This is a genomic window from Novosphingobium sp. FKTRR1, from assembly GCF_020404405.1.
Classification (GTDB): domain Bacteria; phylum Pseudomonadota; class Alphaproteobacteria; order Sphingomonadales; family Sphingomonadaceae; genus Novosphingobium.
On sequence record NZ_JAIZDA010000001.1, the window covers coordinates 47,726 to 70,085 of the forward strand.

General features: G+C 64.9%; 16 protein-coding genes and 1 tRNA gene. 7 read left to right on the forward strand and 10 right to left on the reverse strand.

Annotated features, from left to right (window positions below):
- Window positions 1-2 precede the first annotated feature (2 nt).
- From LDN95_RS00240 to thyA, 3 genes are all read right to left on the reverse strand, one after another.
- A complete protein-coding gene (locus tag LDN95_RS00240) occupies window positions 3-1,010 on the reverse strand; it encodes an alpha-ketoacid dehydrogenase subunit beta (protein ID WP_226015902.1) in 1,008 nt (335 codons plus the stop codon).
- An 86-nt stretch (window positions 1,011-1,096) separates the two neighbouring features.
- Window positions 1,097-2,389 carry a 3-methyl-2-oxobutanoate dehydrogenase (2-methylpropanoyl-transferring) subunit alpha gene (locus LDN95_RS00245; RefSeq protein ID WP_226015618.1) on the reverse strand — a complete coding sequence of 431 codons (1,293 nt, stop codon included), beginning with the start codon at window positions 2,387-2,389 and terminating at the stop codon, window positions 1,097-1,099.
- 130 nt (window positions 2,390-2,519) lie between these two features.
- Window positions 2,520-3,455 carry a thymidylate synthase gene (thyA, locus tag LDN95_RS00250; protein WP_226015619.1) on the reverse strand — a complete coding sequence of 312 codons (936 nt, stop codon included), beginning with the start codon at window positions 3,453-3,455 and terminating at the stop codon, window positions 2,520-2,522.
- Between the two features lie 167 nt (window positions 3,456-3,622).
- On the opposite strand from thyA, the gene LDN95_RS00255 reads away from it, so the two are divergent.
- Window positions 3,623-3,699: transfer RNA gene (locus tag LDN95_RS00255), tRNA-Pro, on the forward strand.
- A gap of 81 nt (window positions 3,700-3,780) precedes the next feature.
- Here LDN95_RS00255 and LDN95_RS00260 read toward each other — a convergent pair.
- A complete protein-coding gene (locus tag LDN95_RS00260) occupies window positions 3,781-4,725 on the reverse strand; it encodes an oxygenase MpaB family protein (protein ID WP_226015620.1) in 945 nt (314 codons plus the stop codon).
- 76 nt (window positions 4,726-4,801) lie between these two features.
- Here LDN95_RS00260 and LDN95_RS00265 point away from each other — a divergent pair, with 76 nt between their 5' ends.
- A complete protein-coding gene (locus LDN95_RS00265) occupies window positions 4,802-5,476 on the forward strand; it encodes a TetR/AcrR family transcriptional regulator (protein WP_226015621.1) in 675 nt (224 codons plus the stop codon).
- Window positions 5,477-5,682: 206 nt separating this feature from the next.
- The gene (locus tag LDN95_RS00270) at window positions 5,683-8,187 is read left to right on the forward strand and encodes a TonB-dependent receptor (protein ID WP_226015622.1); all 2,505 of its coding nucleotides are present in this window, start codon (window positions 5,683-5,685) and stop codon (window positions 8,185-8,187) included.
- Between the two features lie 57 nt (window positions 8,188-8,244).
- Here the strand turns inward: LDN95_RS00270 and LDN95_RS00275 are convergent, their stop codons facing one another.
- The 3 genes from LDN95_RS00275 to LDN95_RS00285 are packed head-to-tail and all read right to left on the reverse strand — an operon-like array spanning window position 8,245 to window position 11,346.
- Window positions 8,245-8,892 carry a 2-dehydro-3-deoxy-6-phosphogalactonate aldolase gene (locus LDN95_RS00275; RefSeq protein WP_226015623.1) on the reverse strand — a complete coding sequence of 216 codons (648 nt, stop codon included), beginning with the start codon at window positions 8,890-8,892 and terminating at the stop codon, window positions 8,245-8,247.
- On the reverse strand, window positions 8,889-9,767 hold the full coding sequence (locus LDN95_RS00280) for a 2-dehydro-3-deoxygalactonokinase (RefSeq protein WP_226015624.1): 879 nt from the start codon (window positions 9,765-9,767) through the stop codon (window positions 8,889-8,891). Before LDN95_RS00280 ends, LDN95_RS00275 begins: the two co-directional genes overlap by 4 nt.
- A gap of 1 nt (window position 9,768) precedes the next feature.
- The gene (locus tag LDN95_RS00285) at window positions 9,769-11,346 is read right to left on the reverse strand and encodes a sodium/sugar symporter (protein WP_226015625.1); all 1,578 of its coding nucleotides are present in this window, start codon (window positions 11,344-11,346) and stop codon (window positions 9,769-9,771) included.
- 86 nt (window positions 11,347-11,432) lie between these two features.
- Here LDN95_RS00285 and LDN95_RS00290 point away from each other — a divergent pair, with 86 nt between their 5' ends.
- Window positions 11,433-12,146, forward strand: a complete 714-nt coding sequence (locus tag LDN95_RS00290; RefSeq protein WP_226015626.1) for a FadR/GntR family transcriptional regulator — start codon at window positions 11,433-11,435, stop codon at window positions 12,144-12,146.
- 28 nt (window positions 12,147-12,174) lie between these two features.
- On the opposite strand, the gene LDN95_RS00295 is transcribed toward LDN95_RS00290, so the two are convergent.
- Window positions 12,175-13,041: an SMP-30/gluconolactonase/LRE family protein gene (locus LDN95_RS00295; RefSeq protein WP_226015627.1), complete on the reverse strand. Its 867-nt coding sequence runs from the start codon at window positions 13,039-13,041 to the stop codon at window positions 12,175-12,177.
- 36 nt (window positions 13,042-13,077) lie between these two features.
- Window positions 13,078-14,874 carry an IlvD/Edd family dehydratase gene (locus tag LDN95_RS00300; protein ID WP_226015628.1) on the reverse strand — a complete coding sequence of 599 codons (1,797 nt, stop codon included), beginning with the start codon at window positions 14,872-14,874 and terminating at the stop codon, window positions 13,078-13,080.
- Between the two features lie 125 nt (window positions 14,875-14,999).
- Here LDN95_RS00300 and LDN95_RS00305 point away from each other — a divergent pair, with 125 nt between their 5' ends.
- The 3 genes from LDN95_RS00305 to LDN95_RS00315 are packed head-to-tail and all read left to right on the forward strand — an operon-like array spanning window position 15,000 to window position 19,527.
- The gene (locus LDN95_RS00305) at window positions 15,000-15,932 is read left to right on the forward strand and encodes a Gfo/Idh/MocA family protein (protein ID WP_226015629.1); all 933 of its coding nucleotides are present in this window, start codon (window positions 15,000-15,002) and stop codon (window positions 15,930-15,932) included.
- A 5-nt stretch (window positions 15,933-15,937) separates the two neighbouring features.
- Window positions 15,938-18,427 (forward strand): beta-galactosidase GalA, encoded by a 2,490-nt coding sequence (gene galA / locus LDN95_RS00310; protein WP_226015630.1) that lies wholly within the window; start codon window positions 15,938-15,940, stop codon window positions 18,425-18,427.
- 8 nt (window positions 18,428-18,435) lie between these two features.
- The gene (locus LDN95_RS00315; RefSeq protein WP_226015631.1) at window positions 18,436-19,527 is read left to right on the forward strand and encodes a glycosyl hydrolase 53 family protein; all 1,092 of its coding nucleotides are present in this window, start codon (window positions 18,436-18,438) and stop codon (window positions 19,525-19,527) included.
- A gap of 93 nt (window positions 19,528-19,620) precedes the next feature.
- On the opposite strand, the gene LDN95_RS00320 is transcribed toward LDN95_RS00315, so the two are convergent.
- A complete protein-coding gene (locus LDN95_RS00320; RefSeq protein ID WP_226015632.1) occupies window positions 19,621-22,224 on the reverse strand; it encodes a TonB-dependent receptor in 2,604 nt (867 codons plus the stop codon).
- Window positions 22,225-22,360 lie beyond the last annotated feature (136 nt).

Sequence of the window (22,360 nt, forward strand, 5' to 3'; positions counted from 1 at the left end):
GATCAGGCAGGCATCATCAGGCGGTCGATGGCTTCACCAAGCCGCACCGGGCCGGGGAAATAGGCCCATTCGAGGCTGTGCGGATAAGGCGTGTCGAAGCCGGTCACCCGCTCGATCGGGGCTTCGAGGTGATAGAAGCAGCGCTCTTGCACCAAGGCGCTCAACTCCGCGCCAAAGCCGCCGGTGCGCGTCGCTTCGTGGACGATCAGGCAGCGCCCGGTCTTGCGCACCGAAGCCTCGATCGCGTCGATATCCAGCGGCACCAGCGTGCGCAAATCGAGGATTTCGGCATCGACGCCCTTCTCGGCACAGACCGCGCGCGCGACGTGAACCATCGTGCCATAGGCGAGCACGGTCAGCGCCTCACCGGCCTGCACGATCCGCGCCTTGCCCAGCGGCACGCGGTAATGGCCCTCGGGCACCTCGCTGTCGGGATGGCGCGACCACGGCTCGACCGGCTTGTCGTAATAGCCGTCGAACGGCCCGTTGTAGATGCGCTTCGGCTCGAAGAAGATGACCGGATCGTTGTCCTCGATGGCGGCGATCAACAGGCCTTTGGCATCGTGCGGCGTGCTGGGAATCACGGTCTTGAGGCCCGCGACATGGGTGAACAGCGCCTCGGGGCTCTGGCTGTGGGTCTGCCCGCCGAAGATGCCGCCGCCGAAGGGCGAACGCACGGTAAGCGGCGCGATGAACTCGCCCGCCGAGCGATAGCGCAGCCGCGCCGCCTCGGACACCAACTGGTCAAGCCCCGGATAGATGTAATCGGCGAACTGGATTTCGGGCACCGGGCGCAAGCCATAGGCGCCCATGCCCACCGCCACGCCGATGATGCCGCATTCGGAGATCGGCGTATCGAACACCCGTGTCCGCCCGTGCTTCTTTTGCAGGCCCGCCGTGGCGCGGAACACGCCACCGAAATAGCCCACATCCTCGCCCAGCACGACGACATCGGGATCGCGCGCCAGCATGATGTCGAGCGCATCGTTGATTGCCTCGATCATGTTCATGCGGCGGGTTGCCCGAGGCTCGGCGCTGCCGGAGTTGCCGGAGTTGCTGGAGTTGCCGGAGTTGCTGGAGTTGCTGGTCATCGGCGTCACTCCTGCCAATCGGGGTAACGGATGCGGCGTTCGTGGATCGCCTGCTCGGACTGTTCGCGCAAGTGCCAGGGCATTTCCTCGAACACCCCTTCGAACAGGGTGCGCGTGGGATGGTGCAACCCTTGTCCCAGAACACCGTTCTTCTCGGCTTCGCGGGCGGCGGCCTTGACCGTCTCGACCAGTTCCAGGTCCATCGCCGCGTGCGCGTCCTCGCTCCATTCGCCAAGCGCGATGAGGTGCTGCTTGAGCCGCGTCACCGGATCGCCCAGTGGCCATTCGGCCCGCTCCTGCGCGCTGCGGTACTGGCCGGGGTCGTCCGAGGTGGAGTGCCCCTCGGCGCGGTAGGTGAAGTGCTCGATCAGCGTCGGCCCGCCATTGGCGCGGGCGCGGTCGGCCGCCCAGCGCGATGCGGCATAGACCGCCAGCGGATCGTTGCCGTCCACCCGCAGTCCGGCGATGCCATAACCGATGGCGCGCGCGGCAAACGTGGTGCGCTCGGCCCCGGCGAACCCGGAGAAGCTGCTGATCGCCCACTGGTTGTTGACGATGTTGAAGATCACCGGCGCGTTGTAGACGGCGGCAAAGGTCAGCCCCGAATGGAAATCGCCTTCCGCGCTCGATCCCTCGCCCAGCCAGGCCGCCGCGATGCGGGTGTCGCCCTTGATCGCGCTGGCCATCGCCCAGCCCACCGCCTGCGGGAACTGCGTGGCCAGATTGCCCGAGATGCTGAAGAACGATTGTTCGCGCGCCGAATACATCACCGGCAACTGGCGCCCCAGCAGCTTGTCGGCGCGGTTCGAGTAAATCTGGTTGATCATCTCGACCAGCGGATAGCCGCGCGTGATCAGCAGGCCTTGCTGGCGATAGGTCGGGAACACCATGTCATCGGGGGCAAGGGCCATCGCCGGGGCAACCGCCGTCGCCTCCTCGCCGGTGCTTTTCATGTAGAAGCTGGTCTTGCCCTGCCGCTGGGCGCGGTACATGCGATCGTCGAACGCGCGGGTCAGCGCCATCGCGCGCAGCATCCGCCGCAGGGTCTCGGCATCCAGCGCCGGGTTCCACGGGCCGACCGCCCTGCCCTCATCATCGAGCACGCGGATCAGATCGAGGCACAGCGGGTGCGTTTCGACAGGCGCGCAAGCCTCGTCCGGTCGGGCCTGCGCGCCCGCTTGCGAGATCGGCAGGTGCGAATAATCCGCCGCGTCACCCGGCCGGAAGCGCGGCTCGGGCACGTGCAGCGAAAGCGGCGGCAGATTGCCCCGATCGGTTGCGGAGTTGGGTGAACTCATCGACTGAAAGCCCGCATCGGACACTCCCGCATCGGCCGGACACCCCACTTGTGCGAGACTCGCCAGCCAGAAGCAATCTTTTATCTGCGAGTAATAATATTACGCCGAACTTTCCGAGTCAATCGCCCTTTCAGACCGCGACCGGTGCCGCCAGGTGCGCCTGGGGAGCATAGCCGCTGACCGCGAAATCCTCGATCCGATAATCGAAAATGCTCGTGGGGCGGTTCACCAGCTCAAACCGGGGCGAGCCTTGCGGAACCCGCGCCAGTTGCGCCTCCACCAGCTCGGCATGGTTCAGGTACAAGTGGGTATCGCCGCCCATCCAGACCAGCTCGCCCGGTTGCAGGTCGCATTGCTGCGCCAGCATCCGCGTGAACAGTGCGGCACCGAACAAGTTGAACGGCAGCCCCAGCGCGACATCGCACGACCGCTGATAGAGGATGCACGACAGCCGGTCGCCCGCGACATGGAACTGATAGGTCTTGTGGCACGGCGGCAGCGCCATGGCGGGCACTTCGGCCACATTCCAGCCTTCGACGATATGGCGGCGCGATCCGGGATTGGTGCGCAGGCTCTCGACCACCACGGCCACCTGGTTGACGCCCTGTGCGCGCTTGCGGAACAGCCCCTTGGCTTCCTCTGCGGGCTCATAGACCGGCCAGTCGACCCACTGCTTGCCATAGACCGGGCCAAGATCGCCCCACTGTGCGGCAAACGCGGCGTCCGCCACGATCCGCGCCGAAAAGGCCGCACGCTCGATCCTGTCGCCGGTCTCGCGGCGATAGCGGTCGAGCGGCCAGTCGGTCCAGATCTCCACCCCTTGCGCGCACAACGCGCGGATGTTGGTGTCGCCGGTGAGGAACCACAGGAACTCGCGCGCGGCGGTTTTCCAATAGACCCGTTTGGTCGTCAGCAAGGGAATCTGCCCATCGGACAGGTCAAAGCGCAGTTGCGCGCCGAATACCGCGCGGGTGCCGATGCCGGTGCGGTCGACCCGCTCGTCGCCCGAAGTCCAGATGCGCTGCATCAGGTCAAGATACTGCTGCTCGTAATGCGGTGCCGCCATGGCGCGCAGTCTATGCCGGGCAGCGGGTTTGCGCCAGTCCGACACATGCGGGCGGTTGTGGACGAAGCCTGTGGGTAAAAACTTTCACATACCCGCTTGCCACCTGCATGACCCCGACATATAGGGCGCCCCTGCCTCGCAGCCGGGTGACTGGCTGGCGGATCGGTCGGGGAGTAGCTCAGCCTGGTAGAGCACTGTCTTCGGGAGGCAGGGGCCGGAGGTTCGAATCCTCTCTCCCCGACCAACTTCCTTGAACAAGCAAGGATGTGCGAGGGCGCCCCAAGTGGGCGCCCTTTGCGTTTTCGGTATCCGACCAATCTTCTCTTCAGCCGCGCGCCAGCAGGATGCGGCGTTGCTGTTTCGGTTCAAGCCAACTGAACCGTCCCGGCAGGCCAAGCCGTTCGGCGGCGGCCCAGGCCGGGCTGGACTTGTCATGCACCCGGTCGGCCAGCGTACCGGCAAGCCGAAGCATGGCGCGGTCGGCCAGCGAAAGGTTCCACTCGCCGCCCAGTTGCAGCCGTTTGCGCACCACCGGCGGCAGAATGGCGACCGCACCGCGCGCCAGTGCCCGGTGCAGCGCACGTGGCACATTGGGCGCCGCCTTGCCCGAGGCGATGATGTCGAGAAATTCGAGATTGATCGGGTGCGGTTCGAAACGAGGCAGCAGCCGCTCCATCATCGCCGTGAAGTCGGCCTCCGATCGCACCGGATGGCGCACGCCATACAGCGCGCCAACTGGTTCACCTTCGGCAAAGAAGCGGGTCTGATCGGCTGCGGACAGCGGGCGGACGAACCGGTCATAGGCCTTCATGAAGCCGAACGATGCCGTTGCATGAACCCAGTCGAGCAGTTCGGGATCGAGCGCGCGATAGGCCGTGCCATCAGGCGTCGTGCCACCGACCCGCGCATGCATCCGGGTGACTCCGGCGATCACCGCGCGCGCGGTCGATTGCGGGCCATAGACGCCGACCATGGCGGCGAGGCCGGTCCGGCGCGAGCGGCCGATGGGATCAACCGGATAGACCGAATGCTCCCACACCCCGCTGCGGATACGGGCGTCGGCAAATTCGAGCAGCACCGCAGCCACGCCGCCAACCCCCAAGGCCACCGGATTGCGGAACACGCGCCATTGCACCGAATCGGGCGCAACGAGTGCCGGCTCGCCAGCAGGGCTGCGGTAATCGATGTGCCGCTCCTGCGCCGCCGCCTTGCGTGCGCGATCGTGCAGAGCATCGTCGAGGGCTGCTTCAGCGCGGGCGGCTTGCGTCATGATCGAGTCCTATCAAGTGATATACAGGATCTATCAGGCGATAGGCTCGCCTGCAAGTTCGTGCTAGGCACCGCGCATGACCCAGTTGGACAGCACCCTGCCCGCAACCGAAACGCTCCTGCCCGAAACCACGGCGGAGCGCATTCTGGCCGCAGGAATGGACTGTTTTGCGCGCGAAGGCTTTGCCGGAGCCACCACCCGCATGATCGCGGCGCAGGCCGGGGTGACCTTGCCGGTCATCGCCTATCACTTCGGCAACAAGGAAGGGCTGCACCGCGCCTGCGCGAACGCGATCGTCGAGCAGTACCGGCGCCGCCTGCTGCCACTCGTTTCGAGCGCGCGCGCCGCTGCCGACAGCGACGCGATCACGCGTGAAGAAGCACGGCACTGGTTGGAAACGATTTTGCTGGCGCTCGTCTCGGCGATCACTGCCGACGCCGAGCAGCGCCTCTCCACCGATTTCGTGCTGCGCGAAATGAGCGAGCAGGGCCCGGGCTTTGCGCTGCTGTTTGCCGAGTTGTGGCAACCGGGCATAGCGCTGGTGGCCGACCTGCTGGGAATGGCGCGGGCGCAAGATGGCTCGCCTCAGCCAGATCGGATCGGCGCCGTCATGCTGCTTGCGGCACTATCGGCCTTCACCCGCGAAGAAGCGATATCGCGGCCGTTCCTGGGCTGGGAGCGGATCGACGATGCCCGTCATGACGAGATCGGCGCTGCGGCACTCCGCCTGCTGCGCGGCCTGACCGGCTGATCCCACCCGGTTCTGGTCAGTGCGCGATACCGGGGTTGACGCGACCATCCTTTCCGCCAGCCACCTTCCGGCCCCCCCTCTCCCGAAAGCTTCATTGTTGCAACGTCTTGCTGTCCCGAAAAGATTCTCCTTATCATGATTGATAAACGTATATCAGGTGATAGAATGCCCCCAAGAACACTGTGATGTTCATGGGAGAGTGCCAGATGTCGATTGCCCCTCGTTACCTGTCGTTGCTGTTTGCCGGGTCGATCCTAGGCGGACCGTTGTGGGCGTCACCGGCACTGGCCGCCGCCGCCGCCGCCGCCGCACCCGATCCGGGCGCCGAATCCGCAAGCCCTGCACCGGCGGAAACCCCGGCCGAGATCATCGTCACCGCACAGCGCCGCGCCCAACAATTGAGCGACATTCCCGCTTCGATTCAGGCGTTCGGAGGCGAGCAGCTCAAGCAGATGCGCGTGACCTCGACCGACGATCTGCAAAGCGTGGCACCCAGCCTCAATGTCTCGCGCGGGTATCAGGGCGTGCCGATCTACACTTTGCGTGGGGTCGGCTTCAACACCATCAACCTGTCGGCCACCTCGACCGTCGGCACTTATACCGACGAAGTGGCCAGCGCCTATCCGTTCATGAACTCGGGGCCGTTGTTCGACCTTGAACGCATCGAGGTGCTCAAAGGGCCGCAGGGCACACTGTACGGCCGCAACACCACCGCGGGACTGGTCGATTTCATCACCGCCAAGCCCAAGGACCGGCTTGAAGCGGGGCTGACCGTCGAAGGTGGCAACAACCAGACCTTCAACAGCGAAGGTTTTGTGAACGCGCCACTGGGCGAAAAGGTGGCCGCGCGTCTGGCGTTCCGCACCGAGGACAGCGGCAAGGGCTGGCAAAAGAGCGCAAGTCGCGACGAGCGTCTGGGGGAAGTCCACAACTACGGTGGCCGCCTGACCGTGACCGCGCGCCCGACCGAAACGCTCAAGCTGGAAATCGGCGTGAACGGCTGGAAGAACAAGTCGGACACCATTGCGGGACAAGCGGTAGGCTTCACGCCCAACACCGATCCGGCCAATGGCACGCTGTTCAGCCTGTTCAACGCGCCCGGCCTGCCCGCCTACATCACCGGGCACAAGGGAACCTGGACCAACGATACCGCTGACTGGGCCGCGCAATCGGCGCGCTCGGCCAATATCGGGGCGGGCGCCGGGGTATCCGGCCCCTTGCGCGAGAACGACTGGTTCATCGGCCTGCGCGGGCTGATCGAAGCCGAGATCACCCCCGGCATCACGCTGGTGTCGTTGACCGGCTACAACAAGGTGAAACGCGACGCGGTGTTCGACTGGAGCGGCGCGCCTTACCAGATCCTGATCCAGCATGCCGAAGGACAGGCACGCTCGGTGTCGGAGGAACTGCGCTTGCAGGGCAAGACCGGCCCGGCGGAATGGACCGTGGGCGGGTACTACGCCGATGACAAGGTGATCGACACCAACCAGACGCTGCTGGGCGAGAATGCCAACGTTGGCGCGATCCGGGGCTCCATTCTGGCGCTGGGCTTGCTGGGGACGCCATTCAACAGCAACGGCTATACCGTCGCCGACGTGATGACATCGTTCCGTACGTATCGCGACACGGCGGACTTCGCGGTCAAGACGCGCTCGGCCTTTGCCAGCGCCGACTGGAAGCTGACGCCGCAACTGACGCTGACCACCGGCATCCGCTATACCAAGGACACGCAGGACTATGCCGGTTGTTCGCGCGACCTCAACGGGTCAATGCTGCCCAACGTCAACCTGTTCAACCGCGCGCTGTTCTATCAGGTCTATGGTGCGCTGACCGCGCCGATCAGCGCCAACCAGTGCAACACCTTCGACCCGGTGACCAAGACGTTCGGCATCGTGCGGTCGCGCACGGACGAGCACAACGTGGCCTGGCGCACCGCGCTGGGCTGGCAGGTCAATGCCGATGCGCTGCTGTTCGCCTCGGTATCGCGCGGCTACAAGTCGGGCTCGACCCCGGTGAATGCCGCCAACATCGCAACCCAGAACGGCCCGGCGGGACAGGAACAACTGACCAGCTATGAACTGGGCGCCAAGCTGGCGCTGCTCGACCGCAAGGTGAACCTGAACCTTACGGGGTTCTATTACGATTATCGCGACAAGCAGTTGAGCATCTATTTCGCCGATCCGATCTACACCACGCTGCTGCGCCTGGCGTCTATCCCGAAGTCGCGCGCCTATGGCCTTGATGGCGATGTCAACATCGCCGTGACGCGCAACCTCACCGTCGCGCTGGCAGGCACCCTGCTCAAGACCGAGGTGCAAGGCTATGTCGGGATCGATGCGGCGGGCAAGCCCAAGGACTATGACGGCGCGGCCTTCCCGCTCAGCCCCAAATTCTCGGGCGCGGCCACGGTCATGTGGGATTCACCGGTCAGCGACAGTCTGGGACTGCGTGCCATCGTCAACGGTCGCTATCAGGGAACCGCGAAGAACACGCTGGAGGATGATGCGCAGCTCAACCTCAAGGGCTATGGCGTGGTCAATGCCAGTCTGGCGCTGCACCGGCTGGATGGTCGTTGGGAAGTCTCGGCCTGGGCCCGGAACCTGACCAACGCCTATTACTGGGTGTCAGCGGCCACCAATGCCAATACCGCTGTGCGCTTCCCCGGACACAACCGCACGTGGGGCGTCACGCTCAAGACGCTGTTCCGCTAAGGGCAACCAAAGGCCAGTCCCTTCGATCCACGCTCGGGTCGAAGGGGCTGTGGCTGTTCACCCCTGCTGCCAGAGCGCAACCGCTGCCGCCGCCTTGGCAAAGGCCTGCGCCTGTTGCCCCACTTGCGCGGCCGATTGTCCAGCCTTGTAGAGTGCCGAACCCAGTCCGGCCCCATGCGCCCCGGCAGCGGCCCATTGCTCAAGGTTGTCCGGCGTCACGCCACCAACGGCCAGCAGCGGCAGGCCTTTGGGCAGCACCGCGCATTGCGCCTTGAGATAGGCCGGGCTGGCCCCGTCTGCGGGAAACAGCTTGAGTCCGGTTGCGCCAGCCTCGATCGCGGCGAACGCTTCGGTAGGGGTGAAAAAGCCCGGCAGTGAGACCAGTCCGCTGCTGGCGCGGATGACATCGGCATTGACGTTGGGCGAGACGATCAGCCGCCCACCGGCATCGCGCACGGCCGCAACGTCGGCCACGCTGAGCACCGTTCCTGCGCCCACCAGCACCTGTGGCCCATAGCGCTTGGCCAGTCGGGCGATCGATTCCAATGGCTCGGGCGAATTGAGCGGTACTTCGATCATCGTGAAGCCCGCCTCGATGATCGCGTCGGCGATGGCTTCCACTTCGTCGGGGCGAACCCCGCGCAGGATCGCCACCAGCGGGCAACGCTTCATGGCGGGGGCAAGAAGGTCGGTCGCGAGGGTCATGGCTTGGTCGCTTTCCAGATGTGATCGATGCCGGCGATGAAGCTGGCGTGGCTGTCGACAGGATGGGGCACCCCGCCCGCAATGCGCACCGCCGAGGCATATAGCGCACCAAGATGGGGATCGGCGAGGATATGGACGGCCTGTCCCTGCTCCAGATTTTCACCGGCCACGTCATGACCGATGAGCAGGCCCGAGGCGTAAGCCGCGCTGTCCTGCGCGCTGCGCAAGCCCAGCAGGGCCGAAGCGCGCACGCCGAACAGGTGGCTGGTCAGGCGCCCGGCAAGCCCGGTGCTCACCCCTTGGCGGAAGGCGTCGTTGTCCACGACCTCGCCCGTCAGGAACTCGGCCAGCAGGCTGTGGTTCCGGAGCAGCGCAAAAAGTTCGCCGGTCATGGCCGTGGCAAAGCTGGCGACTTTGCCGTCGACCATCCGCGCCCATTTGCAATGCGTGCCTGGCTGGCACAGCAGCGCATCGGCAGGCGCAAGCCCCGCTGCCACCGCGCCCAGCAGTTGCACTTCCTCGCCGCGCATCACGTCGCCTGCGGGATCGCTCAGACCCGGCACGATCGCGGTGCGCCGGTCGATCCAGTGCAGGCCTTTCGCCAGATCGGCCAGCCCGGCCGGGCATGGCAGATACGCCACGTTGACCCAGCCCCGCGCCGAACCGACCATCCCCGCCAGCAGCACCGGCAGATCGCCCAGTTCGGCCCGGATGGCAGCGAGTTCGGCCGGAAACCCGCCGGGCTCGACCGCCAGCAGCCCCTTGCCGTCGCGCAAGGTGCGCAACAGTTGGCCGTCGGCGTCCAGCAAGAAGGCGCGGCGGTTGGTCGTGCCCCAGTCGATCGCGATCAGCGAACCGCTTCGTCCGATGCTCATCTCACCACCACACCGCATAGAGCGCGACCAGAATGGCGACGATAAGCACCGAAGCCGCGGTAAAGCTGCGCGTCGTGCCAAAATCCACGCCCTCCAGAATGCCCCCGGCGGCGCGCTCGGGGCTTGGCCGGGCGAGCGAGATGACCACCGTCAGCGCCAGCGAGGCGAAGAAGATGATCCCCATGCGGTTCATGAAGGGAATGTCGGTCAGCGCCGCGATCCCGGCAAAGCGGAAGAAGGCGCTCAGCACCACCGAGGCAAGTGCCCCGGCCAGCGCGCCGGTTTCGGTCGTGCCGCGCCAGAACAGGCCGGTCAGGAAGATCACCGTGATGCCCGGCGTCACGAATCCCGAGAATTCCTGAATGTACTGGAACGCCTGATCCAGCCCGCCGAGCAAGGGCCGCGCTGCAACGATGCCGATCACCGTCGCCGCAATCGCGGTGAAGCGTCCGACCCGAACCAGTTGTGCCTCGCTGGCCGTGGTGTCGATCTTGCGGGCATAGATATCGAGGGTGAAGATCGTGGCGATCGAGTTGATCTTGCTGGCGGTCGAAGCGATGATCGCGGCGGTCAGCGCGGCAAACACCAGCCCCAGCAAGCCGCTGGGCAACAAGTGCAGCATGGCCGGATAGGCCTGATCGGGCTTGCCGAGGCCGGGCGCGAGCAAGACGGCGGCGATACCCGGCAGCACGATGATCACTGGCATCAGCAGTTTCAGGAAGGCGGCGAACACGATGCCCTTCTGCGCTTCGGCCAGCGACTTTGCGGCCAGTGTGCGCTGGATGATGTACTGGTTGAAGCCCCAGTACGACAGGTTCGCGATCCACAATCCGCCGATCAGCACGGCAAGGCCGGGCAGCTCCTTGTAATGCGGGCTGTCGGGCGACAGGATCATGTGGAAATGGTCAGGCACCGCCTGAACCAGTCGGGTGAAGCCCGCGACCACGCCCGCGCCTTGCCCCAACTGGCCCAATGCGATGGTCGAGACCACCAGCCCGCCCATCACCAGCAAGGCGACCTGCACGATGTCGGTCAGCGCCACGGCCTTCAGCCCTCCCCGGATCTGGTAGAGCAGCGCGAACACGCCAAGTCCGGCCAAGGCCAGATCCTGATTGACGCCCGCCACCTGATGGACCGCCACCGATCCCAGCCACAGGATCGAGGTCAGGTTCACGAACACGTAGAGCACCAGCCAGAACACCGCCATCACAGTGCGGATGGTCGGTCCGAAGCGGGTTTCGAGGAATTCGGGCATCGTCGTGATGTTGTTCTTCAGGAACACCGGCAGGAAGAACTTGCCCACGATCAGCAAAGTGGCCGCCGCCATCCATTCGTACGATGAGATGGCAAGGCCGATGGCATAGCCCGATCCGGCCATGCCGACGATCTGTTCGGCCGAGATGTTGGCCGCGATCAGCGAAGCACCGATCGCCCACCACGGCAGGCTGCGCGAGGCGAGGAAATAGTCCGCGCTGTCTTGCGTGTCGCCCGCCTTGCGGCGGCTGACCCACTGGGCAAGCGCGAAGATGAAGATGGCGTAGCCTGCCACCATGGCGGTATCGAGCAGCGAAAGGGACATCAGACGGCTATTCCTCTCAAGACGCTTGCCAAAAGGCCCTGTGGTCTATTTATATGATTAAACATTCTGGAGATCGGCAAGCGCCCATGGACACCGCATCCGACGACATTCGCAACGGACTGGGTCGCAACCTGACGTATGGTCTGCTCGACCTGCTGGGAAAGCAGATCGTCACCGGTGCGTTCGAGGCGAACGGCTTTCCGACCGAGGCCGAACTGTCCGAAGGGCACGGGGTCAGCCGCTCGGTCACGCGTGAAGCGGTCAAGATGCTGACGGCCAAGGGCCTGCTCAGCGCCCGACCGCGCCAGGGCACAACCGTGCAGCCGGTGAGCGCCTGGAACCTGTTTGACGCCGACGTCTTGCGCTGGCTGCTCGAACGCAAGTTCTCGGTCGAATTGCTCGGGCAGTTCAACCAGTTGCGCGCAGCGATCGAACCGGCCGCCGCCGCGCTGGCCGCCGTTGCCGCCGATGACAAGGCGCTGGCGCTGATCGAGAACGGATTTGCGCGGATGGCGGCGGCCGAACGCGGCGAGGATGACGTGCTCGACGCCGATATCGCCTTCCACCTGTCGATCCTGCGCGCCAGCGGCAACCCGTTCTTTGCCCAGTTCCGCGATGTGGTAGCCACCGCTTTGCGCACATCGATCCGGCTGACCAACCGGATCAAGGGCCGCACCGCCGACCTTGCCGCCCATGGCGCGGTCAAGGAGGCGATCCTTGCCCGCGATCCTGATACCGCGCGCGCCGCGATGAGCGCGATCATCGGCGACGTGATGGAACTGATCACCCAGACCGGCTGAGCCTGAGCGGCGCGGACCCGTCATCGCCTTATCCGCCGAACCGGTGCGAAGGCAGGCCACGGCATCCGGGATCGACCTCGAACACCGCGCCCGCCAGTGGCTCGTCCACACCGTCGGCGGCGCTGGTGACGAACAGGCGGTCAAAGTTCTCTCCGGCAAAGCAGGGCTTGGTGATCTGGCTGGCGGGCAGATCGATCCAGCGCTCGCGCTTGCCTTCGGGGGTGAAGCGGCTGACGCACGAACCGCCCCAATGCGCGATCCAGATGCCACCCTCGGCGTCGGCGACCATGCCGTCGGGCGATCCCCATGCGTCGGGAAATGCGACGAACAGTTCGCGCCGCCCAAGGCTGCCATCGTCGTTCAGCGCAAAGCGGTAGACTTCGCTCGCCGCGCTGCACGTGTGATAAAGCCATGCGCCATCAGGCGCGATCGTCGGGCCGTTGGCGATCGTGTAGGGCGCATCGACGCGATGGTATGTCAGGTCGGGATCGAGCCGATAGAGCGCGCCCGACGCCTGCCCTTCCATGCTCATCGTGCCCGCAAAGATGCGCCCTTTGGCATCGACGCAAGCGTCATTCATGCGGTTGGTTGGCAGATGCGGTTCGGGTGCGGCGATGGGTGACAGCGCGAAGGGCTCCAGCGTCAGCGTGTGGAACCCCGACTTCAGCCCGGCGATGAAGCCCTGGCCATTGGCGCGTTCGAGCACCCAACCGACCATTTCGGGCATGGCCCATTGCGCATAGGCGGCAGTCGACAGGTTGAAGCGCTGCACTCGCTGGCCGATGATATCGACCCAGTAGAGCGCGTTTTCGGCGACGACATAAGTGATCCCCTCACCCAGCGTGTCGCGCGTGTCGCGCGGCAGGATTTGCCAGTCCGCTTTCGATTTCGCCATCGCTCAGCTATTCCTCTCGGCCCGTTGCTGCCTTGTTCAGTGACTGTCGCGCGGCAGGCCCTTGGTCTGCGCGATCCGCTGATACTTGACCGCGCTTTCGATCACCGCGCCACCGGCAAATTGCCCGGTAATGTTGCGCGAAATCTCGTGCCAGGGCGTCTGGCTTTCGGGACCGTGGAAGGGTTGTTGCGCCTCCTGCGCGCGGCGCTCGGCCAGTTCCTCGTCCGAGATCAGCACGTTGACGCTGCGCGCGCGCAAGTCGATGCGCACGGTATCGCCGCTGCGCAGCAGCGCAAGGCCGCCCCCCGCCGCCGCTTCGGGCGAGGCATTGAGGATCGAGGGGCTGCCCGACGTGCCCGACTGCCTCCCGTCGCCGATGCAGGGCAAGGCATCGATCCCCGCGCGGATCAGCGCCGCAGGGGGGCGCATGTTGACGACCTCGGCCCCGCCCGGATAGCCGATGGGGCCGGCGCCACGGATCACCAGGATCGACCGGTCGGTGATGCCGGTCGCCGGATCATCGATCCGATGGTGGTAATCCTCGGGCCCGTCAAAGACCACGACATGCCCTTCGAACGCCTCGGGATCAGCGGGATCGGACAGATAGCGCGCGCGGAAATCCGGGCTGATGACGCTCAGCTTCATGACCGCTGCATCGAACAGATTGCCCGACAGCACGGTCAGTCCGGCCGCGGGCAGCAGCGGGCGATCAAGCGGGCGAATGACATCCTCGTTCTCGATCTGCGCCGTGCCGACATTGTCCGCAACGCTCTGGCCGTTGGCTGTCAGCGCATCGCCATCGAGCAGGCCTGCGCGATACAACTCGCCCATCACCGCCGGAACGCCGCCCGCACGGTAGAAGTCCTCACCCAGATAGGCGCCCGCCGGTTGCAGGTTCACCAGCAGCGGAACGTCAGCGCCATGCGCTTCCCAGTCGGCAAGGGTCAGCTCGACGCCGACATGGCGGGCGATCGCGTTGAGGTGGATCGGCGCGTTGGTGCTGCCACCGATGGCCGAATTGACGCGGATGGCGTTGAGGAACGCGGCGCGGGTAAGAATGTCGGACGGCTTGCGGTCAGCGCGCACCATTTCGACGATTTGGCGCCCGGTGTGAAAAGCGCTTTCCTGACGGTCGCGATAGGGCGCCGGAATGGCCGCATTGCCCGTCAAGCTCATGCCCAGAGCCTCGGCCAGACTGTTCATCGTGGTCGCCGTGCCCATCGTGTTGCAATAACCGGTGCTCGGCGCGCTCGACGCGACCAGCTTGATGAAGCCCTTGTAGTCGATCTCACCCTTCGCCAGCATTTCGCGCGCTTTCCACACGATCGTGCCGCTGCCGGTACGCTCGCCCCGGAAATTGCCGTTGAGCATCGGGCCGACCGACAGCGCGATGGCCGGAATGTTGACCGTGGCCGCCGCCATCAGGCAGGCCGGCGTGGTCTTGTCGCAGCCGATGGTCAGCACCACGCCGTCGAGCGGATACCCGAACAGCGTCTCCACCAGCCCGAGATAGGCGAGGTTGCGATCGAGCCCGGCGGTCGGCCGCTTGCCGGTTTCCTGAATCGGGTGGAGTGGGAACTCGATGGGAATGCCGCCTGCATCGCGGATGCCATCGCGCACACGCTGGGCCAGTGTAAGATGATGGCGGTTGCACGGCGACAAGTCGGAGCCGGTCTGCGCGATGCCGATGATCGGCCGGTCCGACTGCAGCTCCTCCATGGTCAGGCCATAGTTGAGGTAGCGTTCGAGATAGAGCGCGGTCATGTCGGGCGAGGCCGGATTGTCGAACCACGCACGCGAACGGAGCGTGGGTTTGGGTTCGCTTTGGGTCATGGCGCGCGGTCCTCTGAAACGTCTGCTCCACGGTACCCGTCGGTCCGTTTCGCAACTTGTAGCCTGTCGTTGACGCCTTTAAGCAGATATATCATATAAAAGTAAAGTGCGAAGGATAGCGGTTCATGGGCAAGGCGAGGATTCGACTGGGGCTGGTTGGCGTGGGCAAGATCGCCCGCGATCAGCATATTCCCGCTATCGGCGGAAATCAGCGATTCGATCTGGTCGCAACGGCGAGCAAGCATGACGGCGTGGACGGCCTGCCGCATCATCCTGACCTCCGTTCGCTGCTTGATGCCGGACATGAACTCGACGCCATCGTGCTGTGCACCCCGCCCGCCGTCCGTTCCGAACTGGCACATCAGGCGCTCGACGCCGGACTGCACGTCTTTCTGGAAAAACCACCTGCCGCCGCCTTGTCGCAAGTCGAGCGGCTGCGCCACGAGGCGGCAAGGGCGGGCTTGAGCCTGTTCACCAGTTGGCACTCGCGCGAAAGTCTGGCGGTCGATGCGGCAAAAGCCTGGCTGGCACAGCGGCAGATCGGCGCGGTGCGCATCGCCTGGCGCGAAAACGTGCGCGAATGGCATCCGGGGCAGGACTGGCTGCTGGCTGCAGGAGGATTCGGCGTGTTCGATCCGGCAATCAACGCGCTCTCGATACTGACCGCGATCATGCCCGGCGTGCTCGCGCTGGAGGCGGCCGACCTGCACGTACCCGCCAACCGCGCCATGCCGATGCGCGCGGCCATGACCCTCAGCCACGATGGCGCGCCCATCGTGCATTGCGATCTCGACATCCTGCATGAAGGCCACCAGCAATGGGACATCGAGGTCGAGAGCGTCGATGGTTTGCTGACGCTTGGCGCTGGCGGCCACGTCCTGACCATCGCCGGTGACGCGCTGCCGCTGGCACCCAACCGCGAATATCCCCGGCTGTACGAGCGGTTCGCCACGCTCATCGATAGTGGCCGCAGCGAAGTCGATGCCCGCCCGCTGACGCTGGTTGCCGACGCGATGATGCTCGGCACCGTCCACCCCATTGCTCCGTTCGAGTTTTGATCGCCATGGACATGTTTGCAATCGACCGTCGCACCATGATCGGCACCAGCCTTGCAGGCTCGGCCGCGCTGATCGCAGGCAAGGCCCAGGCGGCAGCGGCGCTGGCCTCGCCGCAACAGGCTTCGCCCCGCAGGACCGAACTGCTGGCCGATGGCTGGCGATTCCATCTGGGCCATGCCGCCGATCCCGAACGGGATTTCGGCTGGGGCGCATGGCAGCGTACGTATGCCAAGCCCGGCTTCGACACGACCGATGCGGGCAAGCCAGACTTCGACGACAGTGCATGGGCGCAAGTCACCGTGCCGCACGACTGGGCCAGCGATCTGCCCTACGCCCCGCCCGCGCAAGTGCCCAAGGGCAAGGAGGATTTCTCTGCCGCGCACGGCTTTCGTGCCATCGGCCGGGCCTTTCCGCAAAACAGCGTGGGCTGGTATCGCCGCAAGCTGGCGGTAACCGCCGCCGACAAGGGCCGGGCGATCTGGCTGGAATTCGACGGGGTGTTCCGCGCCTCGCAAGTAATCGTCAACGGCTATGTCGCGGGCGGCAGCGAGAGCGGTTATGCCCCGTTCCGCGTCGATATCGCCGATTTCCTGAACTACGACGGCACCCCCAACCAGCTTGCCATCCGGGTCGATGCCAGCCTTGGCGAAGGCTGGTTCTATGAAGGAGCGGGCGTCTATCGCCATGCGCGCCTCGTGGTGGCCGCAGCGCTGCATGTCCCGCAATGGGGCGTGTTCGTGCGCGGCGAACCGCATGGGTCAGGCGCGCAGATCGCGATCACGACACAAGTGGCCGGATCGCAGGGCGTCGCCTTTCAGTTGCGCCACCGGGTCATCGCGCCCGATGGTGCGGTGGTGGCGTCAGGCGATGGCGCTTTGGCCACGGTCGGCACGCGTGGCGAGGCCTTGCAGGACCAGAGCTTCTCCCTGCCCTCTGCCCGGCTGTGGACCTTGCGCGATCCCGCGCTCTATCGGCTTGAAACCGAGGTCTTGGCCGACGGCAACGTGGTCGACGCGGTTCAGACCTCCTTCGGAATCCGCAGCTTGCGCTTTGATGGCGCCACCGGGTTCTTCCTCAATGGCGAGCCGGTGAAGCTGCTGGGGGTCTGCAACCATCAGGATCACGCGGGCGTCGGCTCGGCCATTCCCGACGCGCTGCACGAATGGCGCGTCGCCCAGATGCAGGACATGGGCGCCAATGCCTGGCGCAGCGCGCACAATCCGCCATCGCAAGCGCTGCTCGACATATGCGACGCGCGCGGGATGATGATGATCGCCGAGACGCGGCTCAACACCACCAGCCCCGAAGCGCTTGACGAACTTGACCGGATGATCCTGTCGAGCCGCAACCATCCCTCGATCATCCTGTGGTCGGTTGGCAACGAGGAAGGGCATCAGGGAACGCCGCGCGGCCGCCGTCTGTCCGATCGGCTGGTCGCCCGCGCCAAGGCGCTCGACCCCACGCGGCTGACCACGCAGGCGATGGACAGCGGCTGGTACGAAGATGGCGCCGCGCGCAGCGTCGATGTCGTCGGCTTCAACTACCGCACCGACAAGATCGCGGCGTTCAAGGCCAAGTATCCGCACGTTCCGGTGATCGGCACCGAGACGGCCAGCACCGTCGCCACGCGCGGCGAATATGCCAACGATGCTGCGCGGCATGTCGTGCGTGCCTATGACACCGAAGCGCCCTGGTGGGCCAGCACCGGCGAGGCATGGTGGCAGATCGTGGCCAACGATCCGGGCATCGCCGGAGGCTTCATCTGGACGGGCTTCGATTATCGCGGAGAGCCGACGCCCTTCCCGGCATGGCCGAGCGTCTCCTCCTATTTCGGCGCCGCCGACATTTGCGGGTTCCCGAAGGACAACTTTCATTACTACCGCGCATGGTGGCGCCCTGATCTGCCGCAAGTGCATCTGTTGCCGCACTGGAACTGGCCGGGCCGTGAAGGCAAGCCGATCGAGGTATGGGCGCATGGCAACACTGCGCAAGTGGAGCTTGTGCTCAACGGACGCAGTCTGGGCACCAAGCCGATGCCGCGCAACGGCCACCTTGTCTGGCAGGTGGCTTATGCGCCCGGCAAGCTGGTGGCGCGCGGGCTGGACGCAAAGGGTCGCGAAGTGACCCGCGATCAGCGGATCACTGCTGGCCCTGCGACAGGCTTGCGCCTGGCAACCAGCGCCAAGCGTTTGGTGGCCGATGGTGCCGACCTTGCCGTGATCGCGGTGCAGGTGGTCGACAAGGCGGGCAATCCTGTCCCAGCCGCTGCCAATCGGCTCCACTTCGCCGTATCGGGTGATGCACGGCTGATCGGCACCGGCAACGGCGATCCAACCGACCACGATCCCGACAAGACGCCCGACCGCCTCGCCTTCAACGGACTGGCGCAAGCGCTGGTTCAAGCGGGCAAGAGCGACGGCCCGATCGAACTGCGTGTCACTGGCGATGGCCTAGCCCCCGCCAGCCTGCTGCTTTTTGCCCACAAATCAGCGTGAGGACCACCATGCGTAAACTGCTTATCGCCGGTCTGCTGGCCTCGGCTCCGGCCCACGCGACAGCGCCGCTGCACCTTGGCGCCGATCTGTCGTTCACCAACGAGATGGAGGACTGCGGCGCGGTCTTTCGCGAACACGGGCAAAAGGTCGATCCCTTTGCCCTGATCAAGGCGCATGGCGCCAACATCGTGCGGGTGCGCCTGTGGAACGATCCGAAGTGGACGCGCTACAGCACCTATGACGATGCGCTCAAGACCATTCGCCGCGCCCATGCTGCGGGCATGCAGGTGCTGCTCGATTTCCATTATTCCGACGACTGGGCCGATGGCGATCACCAGAACGCACCCGCAGCATGGGTCGGCCTGAGCGCTGACCAGCAGGCCAGGGCGCTGCACGATTACACCCGCGACATCCTCGACCGCCTGGCGGGCGAACACCAGCTTCCCGAATTCGTGCAAGTCGGCAATGAAACGAACCGCGAACTGCTCGCCGGCGAGAAGGATGCCGCGCAAACCGACTGGAAGCGCAACGCCGCGCTGCTCAACGCTGGGCTTGCCGCCGTACGCGAAGCGTCGCGCGCGCACGGCGCCGCGATCAAGACCATGCTGCACATCGCCCAACCCGAAAACATCATCGGCTGGTTCGACAACGCGACCGCAGCGGGCGTGCTCGATTACGACATCATCGGCATCAGCTATTACAGCAAGTGGTCGAAGTACAATCTTGCCGGGCTGGGCAAGGTGATCGACGCTGCCCACCGGCGCTATGGCGCCGAGGTATGGGTGGTCGAGACGGCCTATCCCTTCACCACCGATTTCGGGGATGATACCGGCAACCTGCTGGGCACGGATTCGGCCATTCCCGGCTATCCGGTCAGCCCCGAGGGACAGGCCCGCTATCTTGAGGATCTGACCCGCACCGTCGTGGCCAATGGCGGCAACGGCGTGGTCTATTGGGCGCCCGACTGGGTATCCACCAAGTGCAAGACGCGCTGGGGCACGGGATCGAGCTGGGAAAACGCTGCCTGGTTCACGGTCAAGGATCACGAGGCAGTGCGCGCCTTGCGCTGGATGAGCGTGGATTACACAGTCAAGAAATAGGCGGCAGGCCGCAGGAAAACCGGCCATAGGCAAAAAGAACGGGGGCCGCGAGATGATCGCGGCCCCCGATTGTTGTGCGCAAGGTGTTGCGGATCAGAACTTGACGGTCACGTCGGCCAGATAGCTGCGGCCGTACTTTTCGTAGCGGGCCAACTGGTTGACGTCGTTGGCGTAATAGAACCGCGCCGCCTGATTGGTCAGGTTGTTGGCCTGCACCCGCAGCGAAATCGCCTTGGTGATGGCGTACGAAACGCTGGCACCAACCGTCGTTTCGGCTTCGAGGCGGGTCAGCTTGGTCGCATCCCAACCGAAGATCACCGTCTGCGGGCTGTGGCGCTTGACGCCGACGCGCGCGTCGATGCCGTGTGCCGAATACCACAAGTCAAACTGCCCGGTGAACTTGGTCAGCCCGACCGCCGCAAACGGATTGGCGGTGGGGGTCATTTCCTTCAGGTTGGAATCGCTCAGTGCCACGTTGGTATAGATGCCGAAGTTCGATAGCGCCGGCACGAAGAAGAACGGCATCGACAACGACAGTTCGGTGCCGACGATATAGCCGCCCTTGCCGTTGGCCGGGCCGGTGATGGCGAACGGGGTCAGCACGCCGTTGACCGGATAGGATTCGGTAAAGCTGGTGTAACCCACAGAACTGTCGACATTCTTGTAGAACCCAGCCAGCGCGACCACCGCATCCTTGTGGAAGTAGTATTCGAGGCTGAGATCGCCTTGCGTCGCCATGAACGGCTTGAGTTTGGGATTACCCGAGCTGCCCTGCAGGAACGACGGCGGATAGTAGGACAAGTTGCTGCTCGCGCGCAGTTCGTCGAGCGGCGGACGGCTCATCACCCGCGCCACGCCTGCGCGCAGCTTGAGCTCGGGCGACAGATCGAAGTTGAGGTTCAGGCTCGGCAAAACGCGCGTGTAGTGGCTGGGCGTGCTGATCGGGTTGTACGTCGTGACGTTGGCCGTGCCATTCCACGAGGTGACGGCCTGGAACGCGGACGACTTGGTGCTGACGTCGACGGCGCGCACGCCGATGTTGCCGGTGAACGAGATCCCGCCGACCTCGCCTGCAAGTTCAGCCATGACGTAGCCCTCGAAGTCATCTTCGCTGACGTGCCAGTACTGCCCCTTGTCCTGGGTGGAGCCAGTCAGATCGAGCGCCGCAATCGCGTTGTAATCGGCATAGAGCAAGTTGGGCGCGGTGAAGCCCGACCCGTTCACGCTGAACGAGGAAAAGCTGGGCGTACCAACCACCGAAACCGAACCGCCGGTCATCGAGTTGAAGCTCTTGACCCGGTTCGAATAGCGCCAGCCAGCGTTCAGCGCCGAAATCAGACCGCCGTGGATCTGGTAGTTGAAGTCGAACTGCACCGCGCCCAGCGTATCGACAAGCCGTTGCGGACCGGTCAGGCCCTGCCCGGCAAACGACTGTGCGCCGCCGGTGAGGTCCACTGGCGTGGTGATCGATGGCGCGACCCCGGCGGCGGTGTTGAAGGTCACCGACTGGGGATAAACGTTCCATTCCAGCGCCTGCCACAAGTTGTTGCGGATGGCCTTGGAGTACGAGGCGTCAAGCTTGGCCGTCACGTCATCGCCGCGGAAGCGGGCGTTGAAGCCAGTCGCCAGCAGGTTCTTGTCCTCGGTGTACTTGGCCAGAACGTTGGTGACGGTGGTCTTCCAGTTGTCGATCTTGGCACCGACGATGCTATCGCCTGCAAGGGTGAACTGGCCGGTCTGATACGTGGAATCGGGAATGGTCCCGTCCCAGTCGCCCCAGCCGCCGTACCACTGCTGATACTGCTTTTCGGCAATCTTGACGTTGGAATAGAGCAAGTCGACGCCGAGTTCCCAATGGTCATCGGGCCGCCACTGGAGGGCGCCGGTGGTGCTCCAGCGCGTTTCCTTCAGCGCCTTCACTTCGGTCTGCGCACCCCAAGGTGCGTTCACGTGCTTGCCATCCAGCGTCGGGCTGTCCGAACCGGTGTTGTAACCCCAGCCCTGGAACGAGCCATAGCCGTTCTGCTGCTGCTGATAAGTACCTCCGAGCGCAACGCCCAGCGTATCGGTCAGGTGGGTAACGAACTGCGCGCTGCCGCGCGTGCCGACGCCGTTGTAGCCGGGGATCTTGAACCCGGCATCATTGGCCTGCACACCGGCCCGCGCGGTCAGCTTCGGGCCGAAATAGTCAAGCGGCCGCAAGGTACGGATGTCGATCGTTGCGGCAACACCGCCCGCGATCAGGTCGGCGCCCTGCGACTTGTAGACCGTTACGCCCGACACGGCTTCGGACGGATAGATTTCCCAGCGGACGTTGCGGTCCGGCTCGGACGAGGCGACTTCGCGGCCGTTGACCAGACCCAGCACCAGGCGCGGACCAAGGCCACGCACCGAGGCCTGGCTGGCGTTGCCGCGATCGCGTGAGGCGGTGACGCCGGGCAGCCGGTTGAGTTCGTCGGCGATGGTCACATCGGGCATCACGCCGATGTCCTTCGACGAGATCACCTCGGTGACGACGGTGGACGCGCGCTTGGCCACGATCGCATCGCGCAGCGATGCGCGCAGGCCACTGACGACGATCGCTTCGGTCTGCTCCTTGTCGGCAGCAGCTGCGTCTTGGGCCATCGCCAACGACGGCGCGCTGACCGAAGCCAGCACGCTTGCCAACGTCAGAATCCGTGCATGGTTGTGTTTCATTTTCCCCTCCCTGGGAACTGTGCATCCTAATTATCCGATAAATAAGATTTCAGGAAGGATGTTGTCAATAGCGTTTGTCCTGACCATCGCGGGGCGGGTCGGACAGCGTTTCGCGCGGCGCTGAATACAGGGATCG